This window comes from Massilia paldalensis (genome assembly GCF_044901715.1).
Lineage (GTDB): Bacteria > Pseudomonadota > Gammaproteobacteria > Burkholderiales > Burkholderiaceae_D > Telluria > Telluria paldalensis.
In genome coordinates, this window is the sequence record NZ_JBJCIU010000001.1 from 1544602 (window position 1) to 1563465 (window position 18864).

The 18864-nt window shown below is 65.0% G+C and carries 18 protein-coding genes and 2 pseudogenes; 12 read left to right on the plus strand and 8 right to left on the minus strand.

Annotated features, from left to right (window positions below):
* Positions 1 to 35: 35 nt before the first annotated feature.
* The 4 genes from ACI1V7_RS06790 to ACI1V7_RS06805 all read right to left on the minus strand — a co-directional run bounded on the left by ACI1V7_RS06790 (position 36) and on the right by ACI1V7_RS06805 (position 2671).
* On the minus strand, positions 36 to 668 hold the full coding sequence (locus ACI1V7_RS06790) for a response regulator (protein ID WP_404530985.1): 633 nt from the start codon (positions 666 to 668) through the stop codon (positions 36 to 38).
* Positions 661 to 1452: a sensor histidine kinase gene (locus tag ACI1V7_RS06795; protein ID WP_404530986.1), complete on the minus strand. Its 792-nt coding sequence runs from the start codon at positions 1450 to 1452 to the stop codon at positions 661 to 663. Before ACI1V7_RS06795 ends, ACI1V7_RS06790 begins: the two co-directional genes overlap by 8 nt.
* A 197-nt stretch (positions 1453 to 1649) precedes the next feature.
* A complete protein-coding gene (locus ACI1V7_RS06800; RefSeq protein ID WP_404530987.1) occupies positions 1650 to 2432 on the minus strand; it encodes a PEP-CTERM sorting domain-containing protein in 783 nt (260 codons plus the stop codon).
* Complete coding sequence (locus ACI1V7_RS06805; RefSeq protein ID WP_404530988.1) at positions 2429 to 2671, minus strand: hypothetical protein; 243 nt, start codon at positions 2669 to 2671, stop codon at positions 2429 to 2431. The genes ACI1V7_RS06800 and ACI1V7_RS06805 overlap by 4 nt, the downstream gene beginning before the upstream one ends.
* On the opposite strand from ACI1V7_RS06805, the gene prsT reads away from it, so the two are divergent.
* The 11 genes and pseudogenes from prsT to ACI1V7_RS06860 form a co-directional block, all read left to right on the plus strand.
* The gene (gene prsT / locus ACI1V7_RS06810; protein WP_404530989.1) at positions 2670 to 5453 is read left to right on the plus strand and encodes an XrtA/PEP-CTERM system TPR-repeat protein PrsT; all 2784 of its coding nucleotides are present in this window, start codon (positions 2670 to 2672) and stop codon (positions 5451 to 5453) included. The two genes, ACI1V7_RS06805 and prsT, sit on opposite strands and share 2 nt — an antisense overlap.
* A 107-nt stretch (positions 5454 to 5560) precedes the next feature.
* Positions 5561 to 5875: a hypothetical protein gene (locus ACI1V7_RS06815; RefSeq protein ID WP_404530990.1), complete on the plus strand. Its 315-nt coding sequence runs from the start codon at positions 5561 to 5563 to the stop codon at positions 5873 to 5875.
* 122 nt (positions 5876 to 5997) lie between these two features.
* A complete protein-coding gene (locus ACI1V7_RS06820) occupies positions 5998 to 6702 on the plus strand; it encodes an SIR2 family NAD-dependent protein deacylase (RefSeq protein ID WP_404530991.1) in 705 nt (234 codons plus the stop codon).
* 186 nt (positions 6703 to 6888) lie between these two features.
* Positions 6889 to 7341 (plus strand): ankyrin repeat domain-containing protein, encoded by a 453-nt coding sequence (locus ACI1V7_RS06825; protein WP_404530992.1) that lies wholly within the window; start codon positions 6889 to 6891, stop codon positions 7339 to 7341.
* Between the two features lie 182 nt (positions 7342 to 7523).
* Complete coding sequence (locus tag ACI1V7_RS06830) at positions 7524 to 8192, plus strand: DUF4253 domain-containing protein (RefSeq protein ID WP_404530993.1); 669 nt, start codon at positions 7524 to 7526, stop codon at positions 8190 to 8192.
* Between the two features lie 313 nt (positions 8193 to 8505).
* Positions 8506 to 8832, plus strand: a pseudogene (locus tag ACI1V7_RS06835) (surface-adhesin E family protein); the annotation flags it as partial.
* Between the two features lie 78 nt (positions 8833 to 8910).
* Positions 8911 to 9267: a DUF6984 family protein gene (locus ACI1V7_RS06840; protein ID WP_404530994.1), complete on the plus strand. Its 357-nt coding sequence runs from the start codon at positions 8911 to 8913 to the stop codon at positions 9265 to 9267.
* Positions 9268 to 9454: 187 nt separating this feature from the next.
* Positions 9455 to 9652, plus strand: a complete 198-nt coding sequence (locus ACI1V7_RS06845; protein ID WP_404530995.1) for a hypothetical protein — start codon at positions 9455 to 9457, stop codon at positions 9650 to 9652.
* A 169-nt stretch (positions 9653 to 9821) separates the two neighbouring features.
* Complete coding sequence (locus ACI1V7_RS06850; protein WP_404530996.1) at positions 9822 to 10625, plus strand: lipid II flippase Amj family protein; 804 nt, start codon at positions 9822 to 9824, stop codon at positions 10623 to 10625.
* Between the two features lie 205 nt (positions 10626 to 10830).
* Entirely contained in the window at positions 10831 to 11280 is a 450-nt protein-coding gene (locus tag ACI1V7_RS06855) for a hypothetical protein (protein WP_404530997.1), read from the plus strand.
* A gap of 26 nt (positions 11281 to 11306) precedes the next feature.
* A pseudogene (locus tag ACI1V7_RS06860) lies at positions 11307 to 12192 on the plus strand (IS30 family transposase); the annotation flags it as partial.
* 159 nt (positions 12193 to 12351) lie between these two features.
* Here the strand turns inward: ACI1V7_RS06860 and ACI1V7_RS06865 are convergent.
* Positions 12352 to 12897, minus strand: a complete 546-nt coding sequence (locus ACI1V7_RS06865) for a hypothetical protein (protein WP_404530998.1) — start codon at positions 12895 to 12897, stop codon at positions 12352 to 12354.
* A 161-nt stretch (positions 12898 to 13058) separates the two neighbouring features.
* On the opposite strand from ACI1V7_RS06865, the gene ACI1V7_RS06870 reads away from it, so the two are divergent.
* On the plus strand, positions 13059 to 14639 hold the full coding sequence (locus ACI1V7_RS06870) for an FAD-dependent monooxygenase (RefSeq protein ID WP_404530999.1): 1581 nt from the start codon (positions 13059 to 13061) through the stop codon (positions 14637 to 14639).
* 56 nt (positions 14640 to 14695) lie between these two features.
* Here ACI1V7_RS06870 and ACI1V7_RS06875 read toward each other — a convergent pair whose 3' ends face one another.
* From ACI1V7_RS06875 to metE, 3 genes are all read right to left on the minus strand, one after another.
* Positions 14696 to 15781 carry an acyl-CoA dehydrogenase family protein gene (locus ACI1V7_RS06875; protein WP_404531000.1) on the minus strand — a complete coding sequence of 362 codons (1086 nt, stop codon included), beginning with the start codon at positions 15779 to 15781 and terminating at the stop codon, positions 14696 to 14698.
* On the minus strand, positions 15781 to 16335 hold the full coding sequence (locus tag ACI1V7_RS06880) for a carboxymuconolactone decarboxylase family protein (protein ID WP_404531001.1): 555 nt from the start codon (positions 16333 to 16335) through the stop codon (positions 15781 to 15783). Before ACI1V7_RS06880 ends, ACI1V7_RS06875 begins: the two co-directional genes overlap by 1 nt.
* A gap of 152 nt (positions 16336 to 16487) precedes the next feature.
* Complete coding sequence (gene metE, locus ACI1V7_RS06885) at positions 16488 to 18827, minus strand: 5-methyltetrahydropteroyltriglutamate--homocysteine S-methyltransferase (RefSeq protein ID WP_404531002.1); 2340 nt, start codon at positions 18825 to 18827, stop codon at positions 16488 to 16490.
* Positions 18828 to 18864 lie beyond the last annotated feature (37 nt).

Sequence of the window (18864 nt, forward strand, 5' to 3'; positions counted from 1 at the left end):
TCATGCGCTGCGTACGCGCGGCCGACTGGCGGCCTTCAGTGGTGGTGGATCAGTCCACGGCGCAGGGCCACGCAGGCGGCCTCGGTGCGGCACGAGACGTTCAGCTTGGACAGGATGTTGTTGACGTGGTACTTGACGGTGCCCACGCCGATGTTCTCGGTGCGCGCGATCATCTTGTTCGACAGGCCCGAGCTCAGGTGCGCCAGGATCTCGAGCTCGCGCCGCGACAGCCGGTTGGCCGGAACCCGCGCCGCCAGCTTCTCGGCCAGGCCGGGGGCCAGGTAGCGGCGGTTGGCGGCGACCTGGCGCACGCAGTGCACGACCTGATCCAGCGTCGATTGCTTGAGCAGATAGGCGCTGGCGCCGGCCAGCAGGCCGCGGTGCACGTCCTCGTCGCCTTCCCAGGTGGTCAGGATCACGATGCGGGCGTCGGGCACGGCGGCCCGCACGCGGCGGATCGCCTCCACGCCGCCGCCGCCCGGCATGTTCAGGTCGATCAGCATCACGTCCGGGCGCAGGCGCAGGTACTGTTCGACGGCGGTGGGGCCGTCGGTGGCCTGGCCGGCCAGCGCCAGGCCGGGTTCCTCGCGGATCATCGCGGCCAGGCCGGCCAGGATTAGCGGGTGGTCGTCGGCGATCAGCAGCGAGATCGGGCGTTCGTCAATCATGGCAGGTCTCCAGGGCATGGTGGTGGACGGTAGCCGGCGCGGCGCGACGGACGGCGCCGCAGGGCAGGGAAAAGCGGGCGGCGCACCCCTGGTCGGGCGTGGCCTCGAGCCAGATCCGGCCGCCGTGCGCGGCGACGATCGCGCGGCAGATCGCCAGCCCCAGGCCCATGCCGTGCGGCTTGGTGCTGAACATGGGGTCGAACGCGCGGCGCGCCTGTTCGGGATCCAGGCCGCTGCCCGTGTCCTCGACGGTGATAGCCAGCATGCCGGCGTCGTCCAGCGCCGCCGCGATGCGCAGCCGGCGGCGGTCGGCCGGGGCGTCGGCGAGGGCGTCGAGCGCATTGGCCACCAGGTTGCGCAGCAGCTGGTGCAGCTGCACGGGGCTGGCCGCCACGCGCCGCGCCGGGCGCGCGATCGCGACGTCCACTGCCACGCCCAGGCGTTCGATGACGGCCGCATGCGCGTCCAGCACCTCGTCGACGGCGTGGTCGACGCGGCACTCGCTGCGCGCGTCCTGCGGCGCGTCGTGTCCCTGGCTGGCCAGCGAGCGCATGCTGCGCACGATGTCGCTGGCGCGTGCCGACGCTTCCAGCACGGCGCGCAGCGCATTCCCGACCTGGGCCTGTACCGGCGCCTGGGCGCGTTCGATGGCGCGCAGCGCCACCTGCGCGTGCAGCGCGATCGCGGCCAGCGGCTGGTCGACCTCGTGCGCGACGGAGGCTGCGAACTGGCCGAGCGCCATGGGCGCGGGGCCGGGGACGAAGGGGAATGGATGGCTGCTCATGTGGGCTCCTCGTGCGTTGAAACCGTGTCCGCGCCGGCCTTGCGGCCGTATGCGTCATGGTTGCATTGTCGGGAAAGCAGCGTTGACAGTCTAGTTATACAAAGGGATAGCGACTCATACCTAAGCATGATGGCGCTGAAAGCGACGACGCCCGCGGACCTGGCAGGCCGGCGGGCGTCGTGCTGGAGCAGGGGGAATCAGCCGCGTCGGCGGCGCAGGGCGGCGAAGGAACCGAGGCCCAGCAGCACGAGCGCCAGGCTGGCCGGCTCCGGCACCCTGGCCGACGTCATGCCTTCGATGACGTCGTTGGCGCAGGTCTCGCCCCAATGCATCGCGAACGCGTTCCAGTTCAGCAGTTCCGACCCCGACAGGTCGATCTTGAAGGTCAGGGCGCTGTCCTTGTAGACGCTCCAGGTACCCGTCAATCCGGTCGCCTTGACGGTGCTGGAGGCGGTGTTGGCGGCGACGGCGGCGCCGTCGCGGTAGGAACAGGTCCGGTCGAGCGTGCACTTGTTCAGGAAGCTGCTCGGCGTCAGGATGTCGTTCGCGTTGGTGCCGTCCAGCGACAGCAGCCTGAAGGTGCCGCCCGTGTTGCTGTAGCGGTTGTCGAGCGACAGTGCGTAATCCCAGTTGGTGCCGTTCGACGCCTTGTCGTACTGGTGGTGGGCATCGCTGCCGTACGGGTTCCAGACGTCCGACAGGAACACGTCGCCGTAGCCGATGCCCCTGGTCGAGACGACGCCCGCGTCGGCGCCGGCGTGGCCGGCAAAATTGGTGTTGATGACGATCGTCAGGACGGAGCCCACGCGTGAGATGGCCGCGTTCTGGATGTCGTACATGCTGCTGCCGATGACGTCGGCGCCATAGCCCTTGCCGCCCCAGTAGGCGTTGGCGCCGGTGTCGCTGATCTCGCCAGCGCTGGCCTGGCCGAAGCCCAGCGCCAGCATCGCTGCCGCCACAAACATGCTAAATGGTTTCATGGGAATCCCTTTTGGACGAGTCGTTCTTCGATTTCTAATTTTACGTACTTGTGTTTGTGCAGAATCATGCCATGAATAAATGCAACTTGTAAATAAATTAGCAAACTGCAGGTTTCCTGTCGTTTTTTCGTCCGTGTCACCGACCGCGGCAGGAAGGCCCGTCCTGTTGCCGACATTCCACTTGCAGATTTGCTATTGCCAACTGAAAATGTCGCATTCTTATAAGCGATGTTTTCCATGCCCATCCCGTCGATCCTGCGTTCCCGTCCCGTCGCCTCGCGCCTCCTCGCCGCCTGCCTGGCCGGAACGCTGGCCGCCTGCAGCCAGCAATCGCCCGAGGCCGCGCGTGCCCAGGCGACGGAGATGCAGCGCAAGGGCGAGTTCCGGGAAGCGCTGATCGTGCTGAAGAATGCGGCCCAGGCGGCGCCGAACGATGCGCAGACCCGCTACCTGCTGGCGCGCACCCACCTCGACCTGGGCGACAGCATCACGGCGGAAAAGGAGGCGCGCCAGGCGCTGCGCCTGGGCTGGCCTCCGGCCGATGCGATGCCCGTGCTGGCGGCCAGCCTGGTGTTGCAGGGGCAGCACCAGAAGGCGCTGGACGATGCCGTCATGGCCAACCCGCCGCCGGCGCTGCTGGCCACGCGCGGCGATGCGCTGCTGGCGCTGGGCCGGCGCGACGAGGCGAGGGCCGCCTACGAGGCCGCGCTGCAGGCCGCCCCGGGCCAGGCCCAGGCGACGATCGGCCTTGGCCGCCTCGCCTACGTGCAGGGCGACGCCGCGGCGGCCGCCGAGTACGCGGCGAAGGTGCTGGACAAGGATCCGCGCAATACGGACGCGCTGATGTTCAAGGCCGACCTGGCGCGCGCCGGCGCCCATCCGGAAGATTCGCTGACCTTGTATGACCAGGTGCTCGCGATCAGTCCCCAGCACCGCACCGCGCGCGTGGAGAAGGCCTATCTCGCCATCGGCCTGCGCCGCTACGCCGAAGCCCAGGCGGAGCTGGACAAGGCGGCCAAGGCCCAGCCGGGCAGCCTGCTGGTCCTGTACACGCAGGCGCTGCTGGACTATTCGCGCAACAAGCCCGAGGCCGCGCGCGACGGGCTGTACAAGCTGCTCAAGGCCGCGCCGAACCACATGCCCAGCGTGCTGCTGGCGGGCGCGGTCGACCTGCGCCTGGAAAACTACTACCTGGCCGAACACCACCTGCGCCACTACCTCGAGCGCAATCCGGACAACCTGCACGCACGCAAGATGCTGGCATCGGCGTTGCTGGGCACGGGCCACGCGGACGAGGCGCGCGAAGTGATCGGCGCCCAGCTGGAAGCGGACAGCGACGACCCGCAGCTGCTGGCGCTGGCGGGCGAGGCGAACATGCGCGCGCGCCGCTACGCCGAGGCAGCGGACCTGTACGCCAGGGCCAGCGCGCTCGACACGGGCTCCGCCTCGCTGCGCACGGCGCTGGGCCTGTCGCGCCTGCAGACGGGCGCCACCGGCCAGGCGCTGCGCGAGCTGGAGGCTGCAGCCGCGCTCGAAAAGAACACGACCGACGCCGGCGAAGCACTGGTGCGTGCCCAGCTGAAGCTGGGCAACGTCGGTGCCGCCATGAAGGCCGTGCAGGACCTGGCAAGCCGCCATCCCGACAACGCCCGCGTCGAGACCCTGAAGGGTCGCGTGCTGGCTGCCGACGGCAAGGAAGAGGGGGCGCGCGCCGCTTTCGAGCGCGCGCTGGTGCTGGATGCGCGCAGCTTCGAGGCGGCCGCCGGCCTGGTCGACCTGGAGCTGCAGGCCGGCCGCCAGGACCGCGCGCGCCAGCACATGCTGGACTTCGCCAGCCACAACAAGGACAGCGTGTCCGGCCTGTCGGCGCTGGCGACGCTGGCCGAGCACCAGGGCGACAGCGCCGCCGCGACGCGTTGGCTGGAACAGGCCGCCGCCATCGACCCGCGGGCGATCGGCCCGAACGTCAACCTGAGCGCCCAGTACCTGCGTACGGGCCAGAAGGAAAAGGCGCTCAACCTGGCCAGGAAGCTGCAAGTGAGCAATCCAGAGAACGTCGACCTGCTCGACCTGCTCGGCAAGGCCCAGCTGGCGAACGGCGACATGAACGGCGCCCTGGAAACCTACAAGACCCTGGCGGCGGCGCTGCCGCGCTCCGCGCAGGCGCTGATGCAGGTGGCGGCGCTGCGCGTGCTGATGAAGAATCCCGCGCAGGCCGAGGCGGACCTGAAGGGCGTGCTGGCGATGCAGCCGGACTTTCCCGCCGCCCAGTTGCAACTGGCCGAGCTGTATGTGCGCAAGGGATCCTACGACCTGGCGCTGATGCAGGCCGAGCGCATGCAGCGCCTGCATCCGAAGGACTCCGCCGGCTACCATTTGCAGGGGGACATCCTGATGGCCAAGCGCCAGCCGGCGGCCGCGCTGCCCGCCTTCGAACGTGCCGCGGCGCTGGGGCCGACGAGCGAGCTGGCGATCAAGATCGACAACGCGCTGCGCCTGACGGGCCGCCAGGCCGAGGCGGAAAAGCGCCTGGCGGCATGGCTGGCCGCCCATCCGGACGACCAGCGGGCACTGGCATACCGCGCCCAGACCTGGTCGGCCGCCGGCGACGTCAAGCGCGCCGCGGGCCAGCTGGAGGCGCTCGTTCAGCGCGCGCCCGGGAACGTCGTCGCACTGAACAACCTGGCGCTCGCCTACCAGAAGCTGGGCGACGCGCGCGCGCTGCCGACGGCGGAGGCGGCCTACAAGCTGGCACAGGCGCAGCCGAACGTGATCGATACGCTCGCCTGGATCCTGGTGGAGCAGGGCCAGGCCCCGCGCGCCGTCGAGCTGCTGCGCAAGGCGCAGGGCATGGCGCCCGATGCCCAGGCGATCCGCTACCACCTGGCGGCGGCGCTGGCCGCAGCCGGCCAGCGCGATGCGGCGCGCAAGGAACTTGATGCGGTGCTGGCAGGCGACATGCAGTTCGCGCAGGCGGATGAGGCGCGGCGGCTCAGTGAAAAGCTGAAAGCCGGGGGTTGAGTACGACTTGCAAGACCGCCTGGCTGCTGGGGTGGCGAGAGCGAGGCGCACTGGGCCGTGCTGACCGTCTGCGATCGGCCAGGAGCGGACATCTAATTGGAGCACGCATGAGTGTATTCGGATGGTTTGGACGGAGGAGGAACGAGGGGGCAAACTCGGATGATAAGACCGTCAGGGTCTACTTAAATCCGCTGCACGCGATGTTAGGTGCGGCAGAAAAAAAGAAGGGGTCGCCGCTTACTGAGGTTGAGGTCTTACTCGTTCGGGACACCACTGTTGCGGTTGATATGACCCCGAAACAAGCGGAGAAGTTTTATGCTTCTCTTGATGCACAGATGCCGATTGGGCGACTTAATCCTACTCGCTTATGGGAAGAGTGGCAGGAAGTGCGAGACCAGGTTATGAAGCAACTTGGTCGTTAAGTTGAAATGTCCGCTTGGGGTCGGGTCCTGACGTACACTGGACGGCAGCACCCGCCGAAAACGGGACGGTTTCGGCTCTCAGCAATTTTAAACAAAGTCCTGTCATGCTCAGCGGAATGTGAATGAAACCCGAAATTCAACCAAACAAGATCGTCGTTCTGTCTGGCTCGGGCCTGAGCGCGGAGAGTGGGCTGCCGACCTTTCGTGACTCGAACGGACTTTGGAACGAGTTCTCTTGGCAAGAAGTCGCGTCGCCGGAGGGCTGGAAGGCCCGGCCAGAAGCTGTACTGGCGTTTTACAATGAGCGCCGGGCAAAGGCGTCGCAGGCTCTACCAAATGCTGCTCATGAAGCTATCGCAGCCCTTGAAGCGGCATATGACGTCGTAGTGCTCACACAAAATGTTGATGAGTTGCACGAGTTGGCTGGATCAACAAAAGTAGTTCACCTCCATGGTCAACTTTCATACGCAAGAGGTACATCGGATTCCCCGAAGCGCTATTGCATTGGTTCGGCCCCGATCGTTCTCGGGCAACTTTGCGAAGATGGTACGCAGCTCCGTCCAGATATCGTATGGTTTGGGGAAGATGTTCAGCATATCGAAGACGCACGCCAGCACGTCGCTTCCGCTGCAAAGGTCTTGGTGGTTGGAACTTCACTGTCCGTCTATCCTACGGCTTCGCTGGTCAAGGTCGCCCGAGGGCGCGCTGAAAAGATCCTTAACTGTCTTTATATCGGCAAGGTCCCGTACGGATTTAATTTTTTACGCGGAAATGCTACAACCGTCATTCCGACGGTGGTCGAAAAATGGTTGAGCCAGACTCGCTAACGCTCTGTTATAAGCTTGGTTAGGCCCGCTTCAGGTCGATTTCGGCCTGTCGTGATTGTTCGTGACTCTTCCCGCTCGACAAAATGCTAAGCTGAGTTGCAATGCCGGGTTCGGCCAGAGCCGGACCTTCGACAGCAGTAACAGTTGTTGGCTGTGGCTTCAATGATGTTCTAGGGTTCGATACCAATGACCGCCTACACAATGACGACTTACAATCACGAAGATTGGTTCGAAGCTGAGCGTTTGCATCGCGCTGGTAGAGATGGCGACATCCAAGAGATTGGACGGCTTATCCTCTTAGGATACGACGTGAACCTGTTCGATGACATGGGTTACACACCGCTACACCATGCCGTTGAAGGCCAGCAAAAGGAGGCAGTTGAAATACTAATTAAACGTGGCGCACTCATCAACGCCAACGACGATGCGACCATTGGTGAAACACCACTATCGCTAGCTGTGCAAGGTAGACACCTCGGAATAGTGCTTCTGCTCCTAGAGTGCGGCGCAGATCCGGACATAAACGGTTGGATGGGCTTTACAGCGCGGATACGTGCTTGCCGCCGAGTTGACGAAACGGGTAAGGCAATGTGCGAGATCCTGGCAGGGTATCCGCCAAAATTTGACTCGTTTTACTGAGTGACATGAACGTCTCTTTTGGAGCGAGTGCAGCCCGTCGTGAAAGTCAGTGAGCTTTCCGACTGAGCGAAATGCTATGCTCACTCGACCGGCCGAATTCGGTCCGAATCGGTCGTTCCCGAGTTTATGGGCAAGGCCCCATCAAGTCTTGCAACGAGACTCTCTGCAGATTTGGAGTTTAGATGACATTTCCTTTCGAAGTACACCAGGTCCCAGGCAGCGAGGCATTGGCCAGTTTGCGTGAACTTGCAACGGCTGGCGAGGGCTTCCCGATCATTCTGGGCGACACCGATCAATTCGAGCGCGTCGCCGAGACGCTCGAGATGAACAACGGCCAATCCGACGAAGAATTGATCGAAGCTGCGCGCGCAATCAATACCGCGAGCTGGTTTGCAGAGCGTCAGGATTCAGACCCCGAGTACTACGAAATCGAAGAGACCAGGTGGCCGGATGGCGATCCCGAAACCCCGCAAAGCGTGACGTCGCACGTGGACATGAGAACCGGCCAGCCCCTCTCCGAAGTGCACATCGCCATGATCCCCGCTGCCGAAGCGTGGATGGTGCCGTGCTACCTGCGCATCGGTGGCTGGAATGAATGCCCGAGCGCGGAAGAGCATGCCGCCATTTTCCGATACTGGGGCGAAAAATATGACGCCAGGGTCGTCTGTATCACATCCGACGTCATCGAAATGACGGTGGCGCGCCCACCGACGACCACGGAAGACGCGCTTGCGTTGGCGAAGGAACAGTTTCTCTACTGCGCCGACATTGTCCATCAGGGTACCGAATCGATCGAGGTCCTCGCCGCAACGCTGCTGAACGCTCCCGTCTGGTTCTTCTGGTGGGACTAAGAGTGCCTAACAAAACCCTTTAGTTTCTCAGCAGGCAACAGCCGAGTACACTGAGCCGTACCGACCGTCCGCAATCGGCCAGGAGCGGACCGTCATACAACTCAGGTACTGAGCAGGCATGGACGTTGCCGAACAGCCAACACGGGTGTGGTGCCGGTTAAAGGTTGCTACTCATCGATCGCTAACTGCATGGAGCGAATAACCACTTAAAGCTATGCTCAAATTCCAAATTCGATTTTTCATGCGCGTGCTTCTACTCGTGGCGCTGGTCGTTGGGCACGGGGCCGCCCGAGCTGCGTAGTGGGTCCACTTTTCGACCTCGGATGACGGCAAACTCTCCTACCTCGACGTGAAGTCCGTGATCGTGAAGGGCGACCGACGGATCGCATGGACCAGGGTCGAACAGGCGGTACCAACGGACTACAACGGCGGGTCTCTGAGTGGGTGGGTCGCCAGGGTCGAGGTGGATTGTCGGGCAAGAACGCAACGGACGCTGTCTGAGACGGGCTATCAGCCCGACGGTAGCATGCTGTATCAGTTCCCGGAACCGCGGGACATAGCCGACGTGATCCCAGACTCGCTCGGCGAACAGCGGTTGAAAGCGTTGTGCAGCCGGGACGCGAAGACGCGCCGCAAATGACGGCCACATCACAAAAGACAACAATAGAGGCGGAGTTCGGCCAGAAGCTGACACCCCATAAGCTGAAGGAGAAACGCAGTGTCAGACCAGAATCAAAACGACTGGCGTCCTCTCCGCTTCGAAGAGGAATCACTCGTACGCGCTCTACTCCAACGTGTGACGGGCGGCGAGCAGCTGCTCGGCCAGCTCGAGCGTGCTCAAGTCCGCGACATGGACGACGGCGGAATGGGTAGCGTTCAGTTTGCAGGAGGCGAGCGCCGAGCTTTCGGTAGCTGTCTTGTAGAAGCCGAGTATCTGGACTGCGACGGCGTTCCAGTAAGTATTGCGCTCAACGCGGACACAAATGGACTGCTGTATGAACTCGACATGTGGAAGGTCGACTTTGTTCCACTCCAGGAATATCCAGACCTTCAGCGTGTGACGATCAAGACCTGAAATCGAAGAGTTGCATGTCCGCTTTGGGTCGATTGCGGCCGTTCGTTACCATTAGTGACTTTTCCCAGGCGGCAACCTGCTATTCTAAGGCGATGGCCGCATTCGGCCAGTAGCAGACGGTCACGAAGCGCTCTGTAAAGTACGGGCAGACGCTCAACAAATACAAATCGGTCCAGATAAGGAAAAGATGTCGTTCACCACGCTGTTCTTCTTCACTGCAGGTGTTTTCCTGCTGAGCTTCGGTTTCAAGAAAAATAACCGTGCTCTACTCACGTTTGCGTCTTGCTTCTGGCTCGCTTCGGGTGTCTGCAGCGATTTCGCCCACGGTTTTCGTGATGGATGGGACAGCAATGGTCAGTCGACGCCTCACGTCGCTGCTCGCTAGGTCCCCTTGGGGTCGGTTGGGGCCGGTCTTTACCGTTCGTGACTACCGCGGACGGCAGCCTGCCATCTGAGGCGAAAGGCTGGGTTCGGGCAGAAGCGGTCGTAGCCTACGCGCTTATACCCTAAGGTTGCAAGCAAATGTCAGTGATGGATCTATTGGAAATCGAGACTTGGACACGCAACTTCTTTTCATCTGCTTCCTTACGTTCGTAATCCATCTCATCGGCACGCTTGCTTACTCGGTGCGCATCGCCGGTATCCGAACGAAGCGGATAGCCGTTTCCCTCGCTCTATTCAGCATCCTCGTGCTGGTGTCTCGAACTTCTAACTCCTTCCTAGGGCCCTTCCTAGCAAAACGCGTCGAGACGAGCCTGGGCGGTCTTGCAAGCGCGTCGCTACTCAATGATTTTCGTTGGTTGCTGGTATCGGCAAGTCTAGCGACCGTGTCAGGTGCGTTATTGATTCCAACTTTTCAACGCGTGTTCTGCCGCGCGGTGATGCACTTTCAGGTCCACCGCTCGGTTCCCAAGTTGATCCTTCATGGCTTTTTCAAGGGCGGGCTTTCCTATGTCCGCGACGTCGCCACCGTACCCGCTGTACGAAATATGACGGACCTTCGATCCGGCCACGGCGTCTCGCGCAGGATTACGCTGTTGAACGTCGGCGCTACTGCCCTGTGGACGGTCGGGGTGTTCGCTTCGCTGTACGCTGGCGTCCTTGATCCTTCGGTTCGCGTCACCTCCAGCACACTGTCATCGATCATCAATGGCGGCGCCACCATCATGATGGCCGTATTCATTGATCCTCACATGTCAGCAATGACAGACGATGTCATCGAAGGCAAGGTCACAGAAGGACAGTTCAGGAAGGCTGTTGTCTGGCTGGTGGGAAGCCGGCTAGCTGGGACCGTTATGGCGCAAGCGCTGCTCGTGCCGGCAGCGCTCCTTATAACCTCGGTGGCCCACGTCATCTGATCGCCCAGCCTGCCCGCTCGTCAATGGACCGGAGGGTGTTTCCGACGGCGCCGCTACGTCCGCTTCGGGGCGGAAGCAGCCCCCCTGTGACAGTCTGCGACTTTTTTAGCTCGGCAATCTGCTATGTTAGCTCATAGACTGTATTTGGCCAAAAGCGGCAATGCTGGCGGACAGATACGACTCCTAAACAGCGCTAATAAATCCAGTGATTGACCGCCATGCAAGAGATAAGCTCGCGTTAGCACTTCGTCGCTACGCAGCCAAAAGAATTACAAACGACGAACTGGAAGATGCCGTTGGTCGGATATCGGATGACCGAGGGGTTACGGTCATTCAGGACATGGCATGGCAACTTTATGATGACATGTACCGCCATCGTGCAGACGGCCCGCATGCGTTAGGGAAAGACGACCGGCGGTCTGTAGCTCGATGGATACTTTTCCTTCAAACAGAGCTAGAATACTCGTGGCCAAACTATGATTTTCGGCGGAGCGAAACCAGCCTAAACCGATTCTTAGCTGACCTGTTCACCGCTGGGCAATGGAGCAAAAAGAAACAGGGAGATTGGGAAAATTTCCTCGGAGCAGGCGACTTCGAGGTGTGGCCGTTCTTGAAAAAAGCCGATGAAGAGTCTGCCAGGAGGCGCAACAAGTAATGGTCAGATTGGTGCCAAGGACTGTTCTCGGGCGCGCGCCGTCAACAGTCAGTCGCGAGATCAGGCGTAACGGTGGCCTGGACGGCTACCGGGCCATGCAAGTCGACCAGCGTGCCTGGGATCGGGCACGACGTCCCAAACCATGTAAGCTCGTTACGAATCCAAAGCTGGCAGATGTCGTCGCCAGCAAGCTGCAAGTCCAATGGTCACCGGAGCAAATCGCTGGTTGGCTCAAGCAGAAATACCCGAGTGACGAGGACTATCACGTGTCACATGAAACGATCTACCGCAGCCTTTATATTCAGGCCCGCGGTGCTCTGAAAAAGGAATTACTGGAGCACTTGCGACGTAGCCGAAATATGCGCCGATCGCGTCATCACACACAAAAGACAGGTAATCATGGCAGGATTGTTGACACTGTTTTCATCAACGAACGTCCCGCTACTGTTGAGGATCGCGCGATGCCTGGGCACTAGTAGGAGCCGCCACAACAGCCAAATTGCTACGCTCGTCGAGCGCCAGACTCGCTATGTAATGCTGGTAAAGGTGGGCGGGAAAGACACCGAATCGGTGGTCAATGCGCTCATCATGAACGCACGAAAGCTACCTCAAGAGCTCTACAAATCGCTGACCTGGGATCGAGGCAAAGAGATGGCTGACCACAAACATTTCACCTTGGATACCCATATCCAAGTCTATTTCTGCGATCCGCACCATCCTTGGCAACGTGGATCGAACGAAAATGCCAATGGGCTTTTACGCCAGTATTTTCCAAAAGGACTGGACCTGTCGACATACTCTCAGAAGAATCTGGTCGAAGTAGCGAGATTACTGAACGAGCGCCCGCGGAAAACGCTCAACTACGAAACGCCAGCACAGCGGTTCAAGCAGCGTGTTGCGAGCACCGATTGAATGCGCAGTCGATAGCGGACCAACATCGCGCAAGTTGGCTAGTCGAGTTTTCCCCGACCCGCGCTGTCGTCGCGCAAGCACTTCGCGATGCCACCTCCGGCCAACCTCAGCAGCTGATCTCCCAAGCAACGATCGTTGCCGATTGGCCGACGATCACGTTCATCCCTGCGGCGTCCACCCCAGCCGCTCTTCGAACACGCGGCGGTACAGCGTGTCGATCTCCTTCGGAATCTTGCGCACGTACTGCTCGGCATGCGCGCGTACCTCGCCCTGCAGCCCCGCCAGGAAGGCGACCGCCTCGTGCGGGCTCGGCGCGCGCTCGCTGATCTTGGCGAACTTGGCCGGAAGCGCCGTCCAGACGACGGCATCGATGTCCCGATCGGCCATCCAGGCCGACACGCGCATGTCGACGGGGCCGTGCGGATTCGGGATGCTGCCGACCCATTGCGGATATTCCGGACGGATCTTCTCGCGCTCGCGCAGCATCTCCCGCGCGGTGTCCAGGTCGGCGGTGTCGAGCAGTGCCCACCAGGTCGGCATCGGCGGTGCCGGTTCGTGCAGCACCAGCGCCAGCTCGTCGCTGTCGTCGCTGTCGCGCACGAACTCGAGCGGCAATAGCGGCCCGTCCGGCCGCCAGCCGGACGCCAGCTTCAGCGGTCCCGGGTTCCACAGCAGCGAGCCCCAGGCGATACAGGCGATCTTCACGGCGGTCCTTTCATTAAATTCGGCAATTCCATTCTACAGATCGGCACGCGAAACCGTTTTTCGCAAGCGTGCGCCATCAATACGCCATTCGCGCCATCAATACGGCATGAACTTGGCCGCGCCACCGTGGTCAACCGATGGGCGGCACGACGGACGAGGCGATGATGAATCAGGCCGATGTATTGATCGCGGGCGCCGGCCCGACGGGGCTGGTGCTCGCGTTGTGGCTGGCGCGCCAGGGCGTGGCGGTGCGCATCGTCGACCGCGCGGCGCAGCCGGGCAGCGGCTCGCGGGCCATGGCCGTGCAGGCGCGCACGCTGGAGTTCTACCGGCAGCTCGGCCTGGCCGACGAGGTGGCGGCGGCGGGCCTGCGGAACCCGGCCCTGAACGTCTGGGCCCGGGGCCGGCGCCGCGCGCGCCTCGCGTTCGGCGATGCCGGTCGCGCGCTGACACCGTTTCCCTTCGTGCTCATCTATCCGCAGGACCACCACGAGCGCCTGCTGGCGCACCACCTGGAAGGGGCTGGCGTGCGCGTCGAGCGGAACACGGAGCTGGTCGGTGTCGAGCCGCGCGACGGGAGCGTGCGCGCCTGCCTGCGCGGACCGGACGGGCGCGAGTGGCCGCTGGATGCCGCCTGGCTGGTCGGCTGCGACGGCGCCCATTCGAAGGTGCGCCACTTGCTGGGCACGGATTTCGCGGGCGGTACCTACGACCAGACCTTCTACGTGGCGGACGTCGACGTGGCCGGGCCGCCCGCCGACGGCGAGATCCACGCCTCGTTCGAACGCGCCGACTTCGTGCTGCTCCTGTCGTATACCCGTTCCGAGGACGGCCATGCGATGGCGCGCCTGATCGGCACGATCAAGCCGGAAGGCGCGAACGGTTCTTTGCCTGAGCACGCGCTGCAGTTCGAGGACGTGCGCCAGCGTGCGCTCGGGGCGCTGGGCGTGGAGATCCGCGGCGTCAACTGGTTTTCCACCTACCGCGTGCACCACCGCGTCAGCAACCGCTACCGGGTCGAGCGCGTGCTGCTGGCCGGCGACGCCGCCCACGTGCACAGCCCGGCCGGCGGCCAGGGCATGAACACGGGCATCGGCGACGCCGTCAACCTGGCCTGGAAGCTGGCCGCCGTCGTGCAGGGGCGCGCGCCCGAGGCGCTGCTGGACAGCTACGAACGGGAGCGCATGGCTTTCGCGCGCAAGCTCGTCGACACGACCGACCGCGTGTTTTCCGTCGTGACGGCCGAGGGCAACCTGGCCGACATGGTACGCACCCGCATCGCGCCGCTGGTCGCCTCGCTCGCCTACGGCATCGAGCCAGTGCGCGCGACGCTGTTCCGGATAGTGTCGCAGACGGGCATCCACTACCGCGACAGCGTCCTGAGCGAAGGCCAGGCGGGCCGGGTGCATGGCGGCGACCGCCTGCCCTGGACCGGATACGCGGGACCGGACAACCACGCGACCTTCGACGGGGCCGCCTGGCAGGCGCACGTGTACGGCGCGCCGCAGCCGGGCTTCGAGGCAGCGTGCTTCGAAGCAGGCGTGACGGCGCGGCGTTTCGACTGGGATGCGGCCTGCGCCGCGGCGGGGCTGGCGCGCGACGCCGTCTACCTGGTGCGGCCGGACGGCCACGTGGCGCTGGCAGAGCCGGCCGGCGAGCCGGCCGCGCTGCAGGCGTACTTCAGTGCGCGCGCCATCCGGCCGGCGCCGGAGGCCCACTCAGTCTGGCGCACGGCGGGTTGAGGCGTGCGGCCGCCGCGCAGGCCCGTCGGGTGCCGCGATGCCGTCACCGATCGCCGTCAGCGCGCGTCGAGCTTGTCCAGCGCCGCCTGCAGCTGCGTCAGGCTCGGGGTGACGATGGGGATGAAGGCCGCCTCGCGCCAGCGCCGGGCGAAGCCGTCGTGCTGCCGCAGGTAGGCCTTGCCGCCGCTGGCCTGCAGCTCCAGCATGACGGCTTGTTGCACGCTGGCGGCGAGCGCGATGCGGAGCCGGAACAGGTCCGGTGCATTCGACGCGAAGCGGCCGTCGAGCACGCCCTCGGCAAGCGTCGCTTCCTGGCCTTCCAGCGCGACGCGGGCCGCCTCGATGCGCGGCGGCAGCGGGCCGGCCATGCGGCCCGAAAGCGCCTGCGCCGCGCCGAGGGCGGCGCGCGCGAGGCCGATCGACAGGCCGCACTGCATGCCGAGGAAGGCGGGACGTACCGCGGGCAGCCAGGCGTGCGCGTCGGCCGCGACGATCGCCGCTTCGCCGATGCGCACGCCGGACAGCGTAACGGACGCTGTATTGCTGCCGCGCAGGGCCAGCAAGTCGAGGTCCGGGCTGCGCACGACGCCGGGCGCATCGTCCGTGAAGGCGATCACCGCGGGCGGCGCGCCGTCCGGCATGTCCGCGGCCGCGGCGGCCATGAAGCCTTCCTTGCGCAGGTTGGTGATCCATGCGATGCCGCCATCGATGCGCCAGCCGTCGTCTGCGCGGGTCGCGGCGATCCGCAGCGACTCGATCCCGGACAGGAATTTCATGGCGTTGGACAGTCCGGTCGCGCCGGCCCGGCCGCCCGCGACGAGGTCCGCCGTCCAGCGCGCGCGCAGGGCCTGGTTGTCTCCCTGGAGCAGGAATTCGATGAAGGCGCGCTGGCCCCAGAACACGAAGGCGGCCGTCAAGGATCGTTCGGCCACCGCGGCGATGGCCGCAATGGCGTCGGCCACCGTGCCGCCCGAGCCGCCATACCGGGCCGGCACGCCAATGCCGAACAGGCCGGCGCCGGCCAGGCGCGGCACCACCTCCGACGCCAGCGCCGTATCCGTGTCGAGCGTCTCGGCGTGGGCGTCGAGCCAGTCCGCGAGGCCGGCCGGCAGGAGCGCCGCGCCGGGGGTAACGGCCGCCATCAGATCGCCCCGCTGGCAAACGGCTGCAGCTCCGGGTTGATGGCGCTGCCGGCCAGCGTATTGGCGAAATTGCACAGGGTGGCCAGGCTGATGCCCAGCACGACCTCCAGCGCCTGGCGTTCGCCGTAGCCGGCGTCCAGGAAAGCCTGGTAGACCCGGTCGTCGACGGCGCCGCGGCGCGCGATCACGGCTTCCGCGAATGCGCGCACGGCATCGAGTTTGGCGTCGCCCGTGTCCTGGCCCCTCTGCAGGGCGCGCACGCGCTCGACGGGCAGCTGCGCCTTCTTGAGCGCGACGGCCGTGTGGCCCGCGACGCAGAAGTCGCAGCCATGCAGCCGCGCGGCCGTAATCTGCACGACTTCGCGCTCGGCCACCGTGAGGCTGGTCTCGGCATTGATGCCCGACACGGTCATGTAGGTCTGGAGCGCCTGCGGCGAATTGGCCAGCACGCCGATCAGGTTGGGCAGGTAGCCGTTGTTGGCAATGGCCTTCTCGACGAAGGAACGGGAGGCTTCCGGGGCGCTGTCGTTGGTATGGACGGTGAGGCGGGACATGGTGTGCTCGCTGAAGGAATCGATGCCCGCCATTGTAGGCGCCCGGAAGCGCGCGGGTAGGCCCGTGCGTCTCGATAATTTGCTCGTTCGTCCAGACCTCGCCAGCGCCATCGCATTGCGCGGGTGCGCGACCATGGCCCGCCACTCCCGGATCAAGCCGGCGCCGCCGCGCCGTGTCGGCCAGCCTCCAGGCGCAACTGCCGTGCCGCCTCCACCATATTGCGCAGCGCCGCGACGGTCTCCGGCCAGGCGCGGGTCTTGTGCCCGCAGTCCGGATTGATCCACAGCTGCCGCGCCGGGATCACGGCGCCCGCCTTGCGCAGCAGATCCAGCATGGCGCCCGCGTCCGGCACGCGCGGCGAGTGAATGTCGTAGACGCCCGGACCGATGCCGTTCGGGTAGGCGAACGCGCCGAAGCCGCGCAGCAGTTCCATGCCGGAGCGGCTGGTCTCGATCGTGATCACGTCGGCGTCCAGCGCCGCGATGGCGGGCAGGATGTCGTTGAACTCGGCATAGCACATGTGGGTGTGCACCTGCGTCTCGTCGGCCACGCCGGCGGCGGCGATGCGGAAGGCGCGGCCGGCCCAGGCCAGGTAGGCGTCCCAGCCGGCCCTGCGCAGCGGCAGGCCTTCGCGCAGCGCGGGCTCGTCGATCTGGATGATGCCGATGCCGGCCGCCTCCAGGTCCAGCACCTCGTCGCGGATCGCGAGCGCGAGCTGGGCGCAGCTGGCGGCGCGCGGCTGGTCGTCCCGCACGAACGACCATTGCAGGATGGTGACGGGCCCCGTCAGCATGCCCTTCATCGGGCGCTGCGTGAGGCTCTGGGCGTAGCCCGTCCATGACACCGTCATCGGCGCGGGGCGGGCGACGTCGCCGTACAGGATTGGCGGCTTGACGCAGCGCGAGCCGTAGGACTGCACCCAGCCGCCCGCCGTGAACGCGAAGCCGTCCAGCTGCTCGCCGAAGTACTCGACCATGTCGTTGCGCTCGGCCTCGCCGTGCACGAGGACGTCCAGGCCCAGTTCCTCCTGCTGCCGGACGGCGTGTTCGATCTCGGCGTGCATGGCGGCGGCGTAGGCGGCCGCATCCAGCTCGCCGCGACGATGGGCGGCACGCGCGGCGCGGATCGCCGCCGTCTGCGGGAAGGAACCGATGGTCGTCGTGGGAAAGGCGGGCAGGCGCAGGCGCGCCTGCTGGCGGTCGATGCGCGTCGCGTACGGCGAGGCGCGGCGGTCGGCGTCGGACGGCAGGGCGGCAAGGCGCTGCGCGACCTCGGGACGGTGCACGCGCGGGCTGGCCCGGCGCGCGGCGCGTGCGGCGCGGGCGGCAGCGAGGTCAGCGGCGACGGCTTCTTCGCCTTCGGTTAGCGCGCGCTGGAGCGTGCGCACCTCGGCCAGCTTTTCGACGGCGCCGGCGAGCCACGGGCGCACGTGCGGATCGACGGCGGCATCGTGCGCCAGCGTCAGCGGCACGTGCAGCAGCGAGCAGGACGGTGCGAGCCACAGGGCACCGGGGCGGCGCGCGAGCAGGGGCGCAAGGCGGGCGAGGCAGTCGTCCAGGTCGGCGCGCCAGACATTGCGGCCGTCGACGATCCCGACCGACAGGATCTTGTGGGCCGGCAGCCAGTCCGCCACGGGTGCCAGTTCCTCGGGGGCGCGCACGGCATCGACATGCAGGCCCGCCACGGGCAGCTTGCAGGCCATGCTCAGGTGTTCCTGCAGGGGCGAGAAATACGTGGCCAGCAGGATCGGCAGGCCAACCGCGTGCAGCACGTGGTAGGCGCGTTCGTAGGCCAGCGCCCATGCGGCGGACAAATCCAGGCCCAGGATCGGCTCGTCCAGCTGCACCCATTCGGCGCCCGCGTCCTTCAAGCGGGCCAGTAGCGCGGCGTAGTGCGGCAACAGGGCGTCGAGCAGCGACAGCCGGTCGAAGCCCGCCCCCTGCGCCTTGCCCAGCCACAGGAAGCTCAAGGGGCCGAGCAGCGCCACTTTGACGGGATGGCCCAGCGCGCGGGCCTCGGCCACCTGGCCCAGCAGCCGTTCCGGGTCCAGCGTGAAGCGCGTGGCCGCATCGAATTCCGGCACCAGGTAGTGGTAATTGGTGTCGAACCACTTGGTCATCTCCAGCGCGGCGGCGCCGCCGTGCGGCTGGCCGCAGCCACAGGCGGCCGCTGCAGCCTCGCTCTCCACGCCCCGTGCCAGCGTGAACGTGCGCGCGAGGGCCGTCGCGCTGCCGTCGAAACGGAAGCGCGACGGCGCGCAGCCGAACAGCAGCACATGGTCGGCGACCTGGTCGTAGAACGAGAAGTCGCCGACGGTCACGTAGTCCAGGCCCGCGTCCCGTTGTTCGGCCCAGTGGCGCGCCCGCAGCGCGGCGCCGACGGCTTCCAGCGCACCGGCATCGACCTCGCCACGCCAATGCCTCTCCAGGGCGAATTTCAGTTCGCGTTGGGCGCCGATGCGGGGATAACCGAGGATATGAGATTTGATCATGATGTTTCTGGTTCTGGATGAAAGATGCTTGTAATCA

Excerpts from the sequence above, each read along its gene's own strand:
- ACI1V7_RS06805 (WP_404530988.1), bottom strand. The coding sequence starts at position 2,671 with ATGGAAAACATCGCTTATAAGAATGCGACATTTTCAGTTGGCAATAGC.
- ACI1V7_RS06875 (WP_404531000.1), bottom strand. The coding sequence starts at position 15,781 with ATGGCGGCCGTTACCCCCGGCGCGGCGCTCCTGCCGGCCGGCCTCGCG.
- ACI1V7_RS06795 (WP_404530986.1), bottom strand. The coding sequence starts at position 1,452 with ATGAGCAGCCATCCATTCCCCTTCGTCCCCGGCCCCGCGCCCATGGCG.
- prsT (WP_404530989.1), top strand. The coding sequence starts at position 2,670 with ATGCCCATCCCGTCGATCCTGCGTTCCCGTCCCGTCGCCTCGCGCCTC.
- ACI1V7_RS06790 (WP_404530985.1), bottom strand. The coding sequence starts at position 668 with ATGATTGACGAACGCCCGATCTCGCTGCTGATCGCCGACGACCACCCG.
- ACI1V7_RS06815 (WP_404530990.1), top strand. The coding sequence starts at position 5,561 with ATGAGTGTATTCGGATGGTTTGGACGGAGGAGGAACGAGGGGGCAAAC.
- ACI1V7_RS06820 (WP_404530991.1), top strand. The coding sequence starts at position 5,998 with ATGAAACCCGAAATTCAACCAAACAAGATCGTCGTTCTGTCTGGCTCG.
- metE (WP_404531002.1), bottom strand. The coding sequence starts at position 18,827 with ATGATCAAATCTCATATCCTCGGTTATCCCCGCATCGGCGCCCAACGC.
- ACI1V7_RS06825 (WP_404530992.1), top strand. The coding sequence starts at position 6,889 with ATGACCGCCTACACAATGACGACTTACAATCACGAAGATTGGTTCGAA.
- ACI1V7_RS06870 (WP_404530999.1), top strand. The coding sequence starts at position 13,059 with ATGATGAATCAGGCCGATGTATTGATCGCGGGCGCCGGCCCGACGGGG.
- ACI1V7_RS06800 (WP_404530987.1), bottom strand. The coding sequence starts at position 2,432 with ATGAAACCATTTAGCATGTTTGTGGCGGCAGCGATGCTGGCGCTGGGC.
- ACI1V7_RS06830 (WP_404530993.1), top strand. The coding sequence starts at position 7,524 with ATGACATTTCCTTTCGAAGTACACCAGGTCCCAGGCAGCGAGGCATTG.
- ACI1V7_RS06845 (WP_404530995.1), top strand. The coding sequence starts at position 9,455 with ATGTCGTTCACCACGCTGTTCTTCTTCACTGCAGGTGTTTTCCTGCTG.
- ACI1V7_RS06880 (WP_404531001.1), bottom strand. The coding sequence starts at position 16,335 with ATGTCCCGCCTCACCGTCCATACCAACGACAGCGCCCCGGAAGCCTCC.